This window comes from Epilithonimonas sp. (assembly GCF_056329745.1).
Map to the genome: position 1 here is coordinate 159,965 of NZ_JBWEYV010000005.1, position 13,276 is coordinate 173,240.

Consider the following 13,276-nt stretch of genomic DNA (forward strand, 5'->3'; position numbering starts at 1 on the left):
ACAACGATCAATAAATATTAACAATCAAAATCCAAAAAGAATGGAAACACAAAAAGAATTCGACAAAGTGAAATTTTTAAAAGACCAATTGAAATACCTAGGTTTCGGAGAAGGAGAACAACTTCACAAAGATTTAGAAAAAGGTATTCATTCTAAAGAGCAGCAGTTTGAAATTAAAACCACTTCCGACAAAACACTTCCCGGAAACAAGGCTGATTTTACTTTAAAATTCAACAAAACGGAAAGTGGTGGCATTTTTCTCAATTCGTATCATGCGAAATTAACCAACGAAAAGAACGAAGAAATTTCTCACAACTTTCCGGTCAATAAAGAAAACTCATTTACCGCAAAAGAAGCCGTGAATCTTATGGAAGGACGTAGTGTAAAGATTGAATTTCACAATCCGAAAAGCGATCAGCAAGAAACCGCTTTTGTCCAATTCAACTTTGAAGAACCCAAAACTGAAAAAGGAAACTATCTGTTTCAGAATTTCTATCAAAAATATGGCGTGGATACTGACAAAATTGTAGAGAAATCCAATCTTATTTTCGACAAACCGGAGTACAAGGAAAATACTATAAAATCCCTTGAAAAAGGAAATATAGTCAAAGTGAAATTTCAGGAAAATGATCAGATTGTGGAAGGAAAAGCAATTCTGAATCCTGAAAACAGGAATCTCAAACTCTATGATAACGACATGAACAGGCTCAATACCAATAAACCTTTAGAAGGTCTGGAACAAGACAATAAGCACGAAAAAAACAATGTGCGAGAGCAAAGCATTAAACGATAAATAATACCTGACCATTTTCCGAAAGCGGTACGTCTGATGATTTACCGCTTTTTTTAAATCGAATTAAAATGAAAAGAAAATCAATATTTGTATGCTCCATGCTGGGGTTAGTTCTCCTATCCTGTCACAAAGAAATTAAATCTGAAAAAGGGGGAATCGACATGATTTCCAATGTGTATTTCGATGCTTCCAAAGGTTTGGACAGAATGCAGAATTTCCATTTGTCAAAAATGAATTATTCGGGAGATACGCTTATAGAATTGGTTCCCGATCTTACGTTCCCCGAAATCAATAAAGAGATGTATTACATCAAAGATTCATTGTGTTATTCCTTGGGTACGGAAAGCGGTAATATCATACTTTCAGATGTTTCTGACAAGCAAAAAGCTTCATTGGTATGGAACAAAAAAGAAGGAGCTATTTTTTCAAAAGAAGAAATTCCGAATTATAAAAACAGAAGAAATTTATCGGATACACTCCTATTCAATAAAAAATACAAACGTTTTGAAATCAATTCTCCTTGGACTTACACTCGGTTTTATATCTATCCAACAGATACCATTCTACCCTACTCAATTTACAAACATGCAGAACATGATTACAACGGAAGATTGGAGCGTATTGATTCCTACAACAAAAAAAGTGATGTTTTTGTAAGCCTTCAATTACTGCCTAGAAAAAATTGGGATGATTCAGCGAAAGAACTATTTGAATTCAACCATTTTATAAAGAACAGAAAAAGTAAATAAAACAACAGATTTTATGAACGTTAATGATGATATTTCCGTACTTAAAGGAAGCAAAAATGAACTAATTGTATTTGAAAATGAATTGGATACCCTTTCATTTCTACAACTTTTGAAATTAAATAGCCAGGAAAATAACAGAACTCTTATAACCTTGAATTCTACCATCAACACAAAGAAATTTCTTAACAGGTATCAGAATTTTGATGGTAAAATATTCCTATGCCTAAGCGGAAACAAAACAGGAGATACAGCAACCGGAAAAATTCTTGGTGAACTTCAAAACAAAAATAGTAAAGACATCCGTTTGTTGTACGGAATTTCTGAAAACGGCCATCAAAACCTTAGCGAATATTTACAAAACAAACTCCAACTTCAAAAGAAAAATACTACTTTAGTTGAACCAAAAATTTCAAAACATGCAAATGATAGAACTCAATCCAACCGAATTTCCGACACTCAGCACTTGGGATCCGAATTTTCTGAACGAAATTCTGGAAAACCTCTCCCAAACAGCCAATCCGAGCAAAACAGAAATAACACAAGCGGACAAAATGTGGACAGCAACAATGCTGGAAATGGACTTAAAGACACAATCTGGAAGCATTTGGTCGGAGACAGAAATGGAAGATCCAATGACGGAGCACAACCGCAAAATGCTGAAGAAAATGAAGGAAAAGAACATTCCTTGGACAGAATCATATCCGGGAGAATTATATCCGATAGCAAAGAACTAAAGTTAGATTCTTCAGAAAAAAACAATGAGGAATTAGAGGGTCTCATTTCAAAATACAAAGGTCAAAAACTGACCAACGAGCAAGTTGCAGAAGTCGTTTCCGCAGCTTGTTTTGTTTCCCGCGACAACAAAATTGTTCTCAAAGAAAATTCCAACATCACCGATGATTTAAAAGACATTTGTAATCAGTACAAATCCGGTGGAACAGCAAAAGAAGGAAGAGGAATCTTAGATGAATACTACACCGATTCCAAAATTGTAGATGCCGTTCGTAATTTAATCAAAGACCAATTTAAAAACGGACAAGAAGTTTCAGTTTTAGAACCGAGTGTTGGAACCGGAAATTTTCTTTATGCTGCGAAAGATTTGGGAATAAAAGCAAGCATTACCGCTTTTGAAATCAACGAAACGACAGCAAAAATCGCCAAAATTCTTCATCCTGAAGCCAATATCAATATCCGTTCTTTTGAAACCGAATTTATTGATGAAAAAGGTAGTAAAAAAGAAGTTTTGGAAAAATACGATCTGATCATCGGAAATCCACCTTATGGCGAACATCGAGGATATTACAAAGGTTTAGGAGAAGAACCTAAAATTTCAAAATATGAAGATTATTTTGTAAAACGAAGTTTGGACGTTCTCAAAGATGGTGGAACTTTGGCGATGGTGCTTCCTTCAGGTTGGTTGAACCGACAAAACAATTTGAAAAAGGCAGAAATCGTAGAAGGATTCCGTTTGCCGGTAGGAGCTTTTGCCGGAACACAAATCGGTACGGATATTATCATTTTAAATAAAAACAGCCTACTACAAACTCAAAATATTTCTGATTATTTTGAGCAAAATCCCGAAAAAATTCTTGGAGAAACGCGTGAAAAAACCAATCGTTTCGGGCGTTTGGAAAACTATGTTCATGGGAATTTAGAAGATGCTTTATCGAGAATAGAGCAACTCAAAAATACACAACAAGCCGAAAGAATCGGAAATCTTTTTGAAGATTTGTTTTTAGAAATTGAAGAACCTAAAACTGAAAATAAAGTTTCTGATAAAGCAAAGCCCCTTTTGGAAACCGAAGATTCTACGAAGACTTCGAGTCAAAAGAACATTCCAGAGACATCCGAAACTCTTGAAAAAATCGAGCAGGTTATTTCAACACTCAATGCTGTAAAATTCAAATCTCCGGCAATTCTAAAAGAGATTGAGAAATACTCCAAACTACAATCCCAAATTACTAGCGAACCCAATAAATTTGACCAAACACAAATTGATGACATTCATCAAAAAGCAGATAAAGTCATCCAATCCCAAAATGAAAAGAACAGGGAGTATAGAATCCAGACGAAACCCGAAATTAAAAAAGGAATTCTAAAATATCAATTTTCGAAAGCAGATGAAATTGTCGATACTTCGCTACAAAACAGCTCCGACATTACCAAAGAACAGATTGAAGCCTTCAGAGATACTGAATATGACGGAACACTGAATAATCATGGAGAGCACTACCAATTTGCCAATTATATTGATGGAAAATGGGTACACGATTTTTATTATGCTGAAGGAAATATTTATGCAAAATTAGAACAGCTTGAAAAAGATTTCAAAGATAAATATTCGGTTGGAGGAACAGAGAACCAATATGAAAAACAAAAGAAATTGCTTCTTAGTGTTCTTCCAAAATCAAAAGCTTTAGATGAAATTTTCATCAGCCCAAACCACGAATTTATACATCAGTTCGGATTAGGACAAATAGAAAAAGAATACTATAATTATACTACAAAGCGTCCTGAAACAGCAGTTGTAGATTATAATCTTGCTGAAAAATTCAAAGATTTTGTCGGCACTTTATCTAGTGATGCTTTTGCTGGATCCTCATCTTGGGAAGTTAAAGGTTTTGTTGATAATGAAACCGTTACAGGAAGCGACAAAGAACGAAATGCTTTAATCCGGGAAAGAAGAAAATCCGCCGCCAACGATTTGTTTTACAAATTTATTCGGGAAGAATTATCCGATGATTTGAGAGAACGATTCGTAAAGGATTTCAACAGAAATTACAACAATATTCATGTTCCGGACTATTCCAAATTTCCTTTGTTTTCAAAAATTCATTTGAATTTTAAAGGTCGAGAATTGCGGTTAACAGAAGTTCAGAAAGCAGGAATTGGTAGACAAACCACCAAAGGAGTTGGACTTTTGGCTCATGAAGTGGGATTCGGGAAAACTTTATCGGGAATCCTTTCAATGCATGAAGCAATGGAACGTGGAAATGCTAAAAAACCGATTATTGTCGTTCCGAATGATAGTATTTTAAAGCAATGGGTAGAAACCATTTTTGAAACGATTCCCAATGCAAAAGTCAATGTTTTAGGAAATCTCGGAAAAGATTATGATTTATCTAAATTCGATAATAAAGACGGAGAAATTACCATCGTTACCTACGAAGGTTTTAATAACATTGGCTTTTCGGAAAATGTCACTGAAAATTTGGCTTCCAAATTTTCATACATCTCAGAGAATGAATTAAAAAGTGTCAATTCAATCAGCGAAAGAGATTTCCAGAAAGAATTGGAAAAGGAAAAGGAAATCCAAGGAAAAATGAAGCGTGGGAAAATCTACGATTGGGAAGATTTTGGATTTGACCATCTCACTTTTGATGAAGTTCACAACGCCAATCACATCGTAGGAAAAGTAAGAATTGAAGACCGCAGGTTTGCTTCAGATTTTAGAAGTCAAAACCAACAAACTTCAAAACTCGGAATCAATACATGGATGGCAGCACAATACATTCAGGATAAATATGATGGCAGAAATGTTACTCTTCTTTCTGCAACGCCTTTTACCAACAAACCTTTGGAGTATTATTCTATCCTATCGCTTATTGCCAACAAACGTTTGGAAGAATCGGGATATTTTAATGTCAATACATTCTTTGAAACTTTTATGGAAGCGGATAATGATATGGAGATTGATGCAAAAGGTGATGTGAAGTTTAAAGCCAATGTCCGAAGATTCAAGAATAATTCTCTTTTTCAGCAGCTGCTCTCGGAATTTATTGACATTAAGGGCGAAGAAGACAATCCTGAACTGATTCGTCCTACTAAAATCAATAAAGAGTATAAAATTGAGCAAAATGATTTGACAAAAGAGCAATACGATTTATTGAATGAAAACTTTTCCGAAAGTGAAAAAGGAGCGATTCTCACACACATTCTTAATGCACGTTTGATTGCTATTTCACCCTATCTGTCCCCCTATTATGATGGAGAAGAACCTTCTTTAAAAGAATTCATTGAGAATTCAGCTAAACTGAATCAGGCAATGGGTTTAATCCGGCAAAATAAAATGGATATTCCCGATTCCGGACAGATTATTTATTCTGAATTAGCCGTTGCAGAATTTCCAAAACTGAAAGAATATCTTGTACAGGAAGTCGGCTACAAACCCACAGAAATTGGTGTAATTACAGGAGCAACAAGCAAACCTAACCGATTAAAAATTCAGGATGAATTCAATTCCGGAAAAATAAAAGTTGTTATTGGAAGTGAAGCGATTCAGGAAGGAATGAATTTGCAAGAGAATACAACGGATGTGTACTTGCTTTCGTTGCCTTATAATTTTACATCACTTCGACAAGTGGAAGGACGAGCGTGGAGACAAGGAAATAAAAATGAAAACGTGCGGATCAATTTCATGCTGACCAATGACAGTATTGATGTTTTTATGCTTCAAAAACTACAATCCAAACAAGCAAGATATTTGGAAGCCATGAAAAAAGGAGCTGACGTTTTGGATATTTCCGACATCAGTACTCAGGAACTGAAAACCGCCATTATCACCAATCCGGAAACCAGAGCCAATATCGAAATCGAACTGATAAAAAAACGGATTGAAAACGAGAAAAATAAATTCTTTGCCGACAATGCTTTTGTCTTGAGAAAGTATAAGGATTTTATCAAAGTTCAGGAAGATGTGATCAAAGCTCAGCACAATTACAACAGAATTTTAGGATACTCTAAAGAGGAAAATGAAAATGGAGAGTATTGGAAGAACCAACTCCCCTTTTATCAAAAATCAATTGATTCTGCGAAAATATTAGTTTCTGAAGCCATTGAAAATTTATCTCAAAAAGGAGTAAATGTAACCGAGATCGAAAACCAGACTAAAACAACTGAGGATAAAATTGCTGAACTTGACAAAAAATTGGAAGAGCTTCCTGAAAGGAAAATTGAATTAATTTCACGATATAGATTAGAAAAACAGGAACAGCTAAAAACCAATGCTAATAAGGATTATGTGAAAGAAAGGGAAACGGAAAATAGTGTTCTCTTCAAAAAAACCAATTATAATTATGATGTGAAAAACATTAACTTTATATCCCTGAAGGAAAAACTACCAGTAATAATACCAGAACAGACGGCTTCTTTTAAGAGGAGAAGGTGATTGTTGCTTTCAGATTAAGTAATTACTAATTCATTTATCCAATACAATGGAATTTTCTCTTGCTCCAACCTCCAATTATTTGCTTTCAAAAGTTCATAAAGTTGTTGTTCCCCGTCTGTCAAATTGAGCTTTGTTGAAACATTTGTCGGAGTATCGCTATCATTTTCAAAGAATTTCTCAAAAGTTGTTTTATCCATCAGCATACTTTGAGTCTGCGGAAAGTAAGACCTAAATTGCGATAAAATTTCAAATCCCTGGACATCAATATCGCCCCAATAGAACAATTCAACATTGATAAGCCATTGAGCACCTTTTAAATTATAAACACTAAATCCACTCCCAAATATTGCAATGGTCTCATCCATTTTGAGCAAAGTTAAAGTGGTATAAAGTGTGGTTTTATTTTCAACTACTAAAACCCTTTTAATTGGTAAATTCAATGTTTCAAATTCACTTACAGGAATAGCAATATCATCAATTCCTGAAAAGTATTTTTGGCTTATTTCTTTGTCTAATATTTTAAATCGGATAAGTGGTTCACTAAACTTAAGATGAAATCTTTTTTCAAATTCTTTGCTATCACTAGTGATATGTCCAGTAAGCAGAATGTCATGTAGTTCCCTAATTACACTTTTATTTCTTTCGATAAATTTTGTATGTACATTTATCGGCAATTCTCTTATATACAAATTCGGTTTGGGATTTTGTTTGAAATATTGACATACTTTCAAAATATTATTCCATTCTGTTTGATTTGCAATTACTCGCAACGGATTTTTGATTGTCCACTCTTTTAATTCAGGAAATGCATTGATAATTTTTTCAACATCTGATTTGAATAATCTACTTCCAACTCTTTGTCCAAAAACTTCAAAAAATCTGTTTCTGTATCGAAGTAAATGGAAATAGGTAAGTTTTGTGAGGCTAAAAACTTGATCTTTACTAATTGAAATTCCAATGTGTAGCCAAAACCTTTTTTCTCTTTCGACTGACTGACGATTTGATGGATTTCTTTTTCAAATTCAGGTAATGATGATTTGGTATATGATTTATCCCCACGAATTATCAACTTTTCAAAAGATCTCTGTTCTACTAATAATTGAAGAAAAGAAATGTACTTTTTATCGGTTTTGTTTCTTATTTCCTGTGTTGTAATCATTGGTTCATCCAACTATGAAAACAATTAATGAATTCACAAAAGATTTTAACAATTTAATAATTTTTAATAATATTTCCGACTCGCCATACTCAACTTTCTTTAATTCAATGGAGAAAAGGTTTGAAACATTTATTGAAATAGAAAATAAAAATAAAACACTTACAATCAATAATTTATATGTGAATTACGAAAAAATTTTGGAAGTTTTGAGAAAAATATCAGATGAAAATATTCTGTTTTATCAAAGACAAGTTTCCAAATTGAAAGATTTAGAATTGATAAGTCTGGTATTTGCAGCTGAGTACATGGGCATTGATAGCGAAAATCTTCTCTTTCGTCAAATTCCAAAATCAGTAAAATCTAACATAGAGCGAAGCGTTTACAATCGTTAAAAACATATATTAGCTAACATTATCAATGATTTATGAATGAAAATAGCTAGAAGTTTTCATTCGTAAATTATTAACAATATGTCTATAGAGGTTTGTAACCTTTCCAGAAGTAACACTTCGAAAATCTGTAAAGATGCCAAATATTATTATCTAAACAGGGGCTTTTGTACTTCTCAACAGATGTCTTTTTATGGATACAAACTTCATGTTGTGTGTACTGTAAGCGGCGTTTTCCAAAGTATCAATTTGAGTCCAGCTTCTATCCATGACATCCATTAATTAAATAAAGGATAGCAGAGAGCAATTGTCCAATTGTACATTGCTTGGAGACAAAAAGGCTATTGTCGTCTGAAATACAAATAGATTTGTTCAATTATGCTAACATAGAACTGGAGACTCCCAAAAGAATCAATCAAAAGGAGTATAAACCAAAGTTTTATTTGTATAAAAAGCAAAGAAAAAGGATTGAGACACTGTTTTCGCAACTGTGCTACCAATTGATGATTAGATGTAATTATGCTAAAACTTTTGCAGGACTTAAAACTAGATTATTGCTAAAGTAACGGCTTTAACTGTTGTGCAATATATAAACAAGATCTATACAACTTAAAAGTCAGCACTTTTTAAAGTATATCAATATTTATTTGACAAACTAAATATGTAAAAATAAAAACTATTGAAATACCATATGTGTTAATCATTTGTATAATTAGAATCATTTGCATATATTAGACTATATATGAACAATAATATTAATAAAACGGATAATAATGATTCAATTACTGAACAATTACTGTAATAAAGAAAATGGTCTGTTATTATTCGACCCTCCAACAGGTTCTGGCAAAACACATAATGTATTAAGCTGGATCTACATTAATTACAAAGATTATTGTAAAGAAAACAGGAAAATATTTTTTGTTACTAACCTAAAGAAAAATTTACCTGACCAAAAACTTAAAAATGATTTCTTCTTACCCAACAAAGGATTAGAAGATTTTGAAAAGTATGTTACATTCTTGGATTCCAACGCAGAATGTTTAGTAAAACGATTTGAACAAGTAGAAACTTCCATTAATGACTATTTCAAAAGCTCTAAAATATTTTATTCAATAAAAAGTAATGTTTCTGAAATAAATAAACATCAAACTAAGTCAGAATTAAAAACTTACGTTACTAAACTAAACGAAGAACTAAGAAACGACCTTGAACCAAAATTCAGGCGATCAATAGAAAAATTTCTAAAAGAACATTATCCAAATAAACAAGAACGCATCAAAGCTATCCAAACGGATAAAAATCTAAAATGGATTGGAGAATTATATCCTGCCGTTTTTTCGTCTAAGAAAAAGATATTCTTTTTAAGCATTGATAAGTTCTATCATAAAAATAGCACGCTTGTTGAACCTTCATATTCGTTTTTAGAAAATGACATAACAAAAAATGCAATTATTTTTATTGACGAATTTGACGCAACAAAGGACAATATCCTAAACAATATTATTGAAAAAGGGAAAAAGCAAAGGATTGACTTCATTCATCTTTTTACTGAAATATATTGGGCTCTTTCTAAAAATGTACTTCCACAAAAGTTTATAACACATTCTGAAAGACGAGAAGAATTAATAGAGAAAAACTACGGACTTTCATTAGAGCACATTCAAAAAACTTTACTTGAAAAGGCAGAAGAAATTGTTGAAAAGTATCATTTGAATTACAGTTTCAAAACACTCAGTAATAATGAAGATAATGCTAATCAAAGAAACTTGCTTTTTCACGATTTTCAATATCACTCTGTTTACAGAAATGATAAAAAATTCATTCGTTTAAATCCTAACAAATTTGACAAAATAAATGAAATAATATTCGAGAGTGAAAGACCACAAACAGGAGAAAACATTGTATCGTTACTCAATCAAATAAAAGGGTTTATTAATTATTTCAGTGGTGTAATAAAAAGTATAGCTGAAAACTACCAACAATTAGAAGAGCAGGAAAGAATATCCAATCCTAAAAGAACGGAATTCACGTTTGACCTTGCAATAAGTACAACAATAGAAGAATTTGGATTAGAAACTAAACACAAAAACTATCTTGTTGATAATATTTTAAGTGCAAGAGAACGACCAAGAAACAAAAAAGATGGTACTTATGAGCTCAACTATGATTTGAGTATTTATGAAAATGGCTTTAGATATTATGATTTTGTTGATGATGATTCTCATCAGTCAAAAACCAAGGCTTTTATTTATAATTTTCAGAATACACCTGAAAAATTCATTTTGAAATTAGCAGAAAAAGCTAAGGTAATTGGCATTTCTGCGACAGCTCTAATAGAAACCGTTACTGGAAATTATGATATAAAATATTTCAAAAGACAACTTGGCAATAAGTTTATAGAACTAAATGAAAAGGAGAAACAACAGTTAAAAGATACTTTCAAGAAGCAAAATAAGAATTATAATAAAGTAAATATCCAAACAGAATGGATTAATTTTACGAACAGCAATGAAGCTGAAAAAATCAATATAGAATTTGAAAAACTATTTGAAAACAAGGAGTTAGCACAAGACATCATTGGAGAACTAAAATCTATAAATCCAAATTCAACTGATTATCATTTTAACCGATACTTAAAAATTGGTCATTGCTTCAAGCAATTTCTATTGAAAGAAGATATTAAAGGCTTTCTATGTCTATTAAACAAAGAACCTAAATGGAATGACAAAGACCTTAACTTGAAAATACTTCATAAAATATTTGAATATTTAATTGAAGATACAACAAAAACCCAAGACCATTTTCTAAATGATGAAAGTAATTTTGATGTAAAAAAATCATACACAATTATCAATAGTAATGATTTCGACAACAAAAAACAATCTTTCATTACGCAATTAGAAAACGGCAAAAAGGTTTTTATCATTTCTATGTATCAGACAATGGGTGCAGGGCAGAATTTACAATTTATTTCTCCTAATCCTGACAAACTGATAAATGTAAAAGATGAAAATTCGGAAAATTGGAATATTCAAAATGAAACAGATATAAATGCTATTTATTTAGATAAACCAACACATATCATTCAAAAAATCGATTTAAATCTAAATGAAGAAGGATTTATCAAATACTTATTTCAATTAGAATTTCTAGCTCAAGTCGGATTGATTTCAATAAGACAGCTAAATCATCAAATTACTATTGCGTTTAAACACTTGTTGGCATCTTTCAACACAACTATTAAACCCGAAAGTCCAAATAATGGATTTTTGTACAAGGATTATAATATAAAACAGCATTTTGCAAAATACATCATTCAAGCTATTGGACGGATTTGTAGAACAAACTTAAAGTCGCCGAATATTTATATTTATGCAGACAGTGAATTGGACAATCTGATTTGTGATTTTGACGTGAATCACAACCTTGTTCTAAATGAATTTAAAGCACTAGTAGAATCAAGTAGAGAGAAAATACAGCAAGAAAATAACAAGGATTCAAAACTGAAAAACATTGCTAATGCTACCAATCGAAAAGTGCATTCAAAAATTAGGAAATTCATTTCTCCTGATTGGAATTGGAAAGAAAAGCAAAAAGAAGAATGGGAAAATTTAAGAGAAATGTGTTTACGTTTTCCTACCATTTCTGAAAACGAAATTGACAAATACAATTTGAACAGAATTTTGGATTTATACATCGAATTACCAAAAGAGAATGACAAATATTATTTTTCTTTGAATAATGATAATGAATACAATGATTATCAAAATGTAGAAATAGATTTTGACAAAAATATCGAAAGTGAGATTTCTTCCTTATCAGCTCGTTTAAATGAATTACTTAAAATAAGTGGAGTTGATTCATTTTTCAAATCCAAAAATTGGGCAACTGAGTTTGCGTTAAATAAATATATTCTTCCACCTGTTCTATTCAATAATATCTACAAAGGTGCTTTGGGGGAGCAAATTGGGAAGTTTATTTTTGAAACACATTTTAAAATAGAACTTGAAGAATTGCCCTTAGAAAAGTATGAGCTTTTTGATTACAAAATCAAAAACTCTAACACATATATCGACTTTAAGCATTGGAAAGAAAATACTCAGATTAGCTTTGACGAACAAGAACGAAAAATTCGAGAAAAGTTAGAGAAAGTTAATGGAGAAAATGTTTTTATCATCAATATTCTTTCATCGGAAAGTAGAAAGCCTATCAAATCATCAGACGGGAAAATCATTGAAATTCCTTGTCTTTGGAATACCGAAAAACAAGAGTTAAATTTCAATTTACTTGAAATATTTAAAGACAATGAAGCACTGCAAAATCAATAAATTAAACATCACAATCAATTCTGAAAGGATATTCCAAGATTTCTCTATTGTAAAATTTTCTACTACTGAAAACTATATTAAATATGGTGCTTTGATTTTAGATGTGATAAGTTCAGTGTTAAAAGCAAAAAGCATTGTATTTGAAAGAGGAAAATCTTTTTATGCCTTGTTTGAGAAGAGTACGATTGACAATACAGATTTATCAAAAGAATTAGGAAAAATAGAAAATGGAGAAACGCTTACTTTCAAAATTCTAAACAAAAATGAAATTGAGGAAATAGCTGAACACACAATTTCGCAATTACTCATCAATTCAATTTCGACACCCAAACATAAAAAACTCACATTTAATAATCTAACGGGGAAATTATATCTGTTCTCTCCTACTTTTTTTAAGATAAGTAAAAGCAAGGAAAAAGAACAAATTTTTAAAATAGTTGCTTTGGAGTTATACATTTCTCCAGACTTATCACTTCAATTAAATGTAAGAACATTTTCAAGTGTATTGCTAAGCAAACAAATGGACTTTTCTAAAAAGAAATTTAATGAATATCCAAAGTACACATTTGTTCACGCAACAGGAACATTAAAACGTGTGTTAAATTCAGAAAATATTGCAGGAGAAAATCAATATATAGAGGTCATAACTTAACTACATACTAAATCAGCTTGTGAGATTGGGTTTCTG

At 31.6% G+C, this 13,276-nt stretch carries 6 protein-coding genes and 1 pseudogene; 6 read left to right on the top strand and 1 reads right to left on the bottom strand.

Translation table 11 applies throughout. The features are described 5' to 3' along the window. Window positions 1–40 precede the first annotated feature (40 nt). The 3 genes from AC00Y6_RS05790 to AC00Y6_RS05800 all read left to right on the top strand — a co-directional run bounded on the left by AC00Y6_RS05790 (window position 41) and on the right by AC00Y6_RS05800 (window position 6,709). Window positions 41–793, top strand: a complete 753-nt coding sequence (locus AC00Y6_RS05790) for a hypothetical protein (protein ID WP_474489669.1) — start codon at window positions 41–43, stop codon at window positions 791–793. A 68-nt stretch (window positions 794–861) separates the two neighbouring features. Then, on the top strand, window positions 862–1,542 hold the full coding sequence (locus AC00Y6_RS05795) for a hypothetical protein (RefSeq protein WP_474489670.1): 681 nt from the start codon (window positions 862–864) through the stop codon (window positions 1,540–1,542). A 13-nt stretch (window positions 1,543–1,555) separates the two neighbouring features. Further along, the gene (locus AC00Y6_RS05800) at window positions 1,556–6,709 is read left to right on the top strand and encodes an Eco57I restriction-modification methylase domain-containing protein (protein ID WP_474489671.1); all 5,154 of its coding nucleotides are present in this window, start codon (window positions 1,556–1,558) and stop codon (window positions 6,707–6,709) included. 14 nt (window positions 6,710–6,723) lie between these two features. Here AC00Y6_RS05800 and AC00Y6_RS05805 read toward each other — a convergent pair whose 3' ends face one another. Next, a complete protein-coding gene (locus AC00Y6_RS05805; protein ID WP_474489676.1) occupies window positions 6,724–7,668 on the bottom strand; it encodes a Wadjet anti-phage system protein JetD domain-containing protein in 945 nt (314 codons plus the stop codon). Window positions 7,669–8,032: 364 nt separating this feature from the next. Here AC00Y6_RS05805 and AC00Y6_RS05810 point away from each other — a divergent pair. The 3 genes and pseudogenes from AC00Y6_RS05810 to AC00Y6_RS05820 all read left to right on the top strand — a co-directional run bounded on the left by AC00Y6_RS05810 (window position 8,033) and on the right by AC00Y6_RS05820 (window position 13,240). Next, window positions 8,033–8,870 (top strand): annotated as a pseudogene (locus AC00Y6_RS05810) (IS982 family transposase). 160 nt (window positions 8,871–9,030) lie between these two features. Further along, window positions 9,031–12,588: a hypothetical protein gene (locus AC00Y6_RS05815; protein ID WP_474489672.1), complete on the top strand. Its 3,558-nt coding sequence runs from the start codon at window positions 9,031–9,033 to the stop codon at window positions 12,586–12,588. Beyond that, window positions 12,566–13,240 carry a hypothetical protein gene (locus tag AC00Y6_RS05820; protein WP_474489673.1) on the top strand — a complete coding sequence of 225 codons (675 nt, stop codon included), beginning with the start codon at window positions 12,566–12,568 and terminating at the stop codon, window positions 13,238–13,240. The genes AC00Y6_RS05815 and AC00Y6_RS05820 overlap by 23 nt, the downstream gene beginning before the upstream one ends. Window positions 13,241–13,276 lie beyond the last annotated feature (36 nt).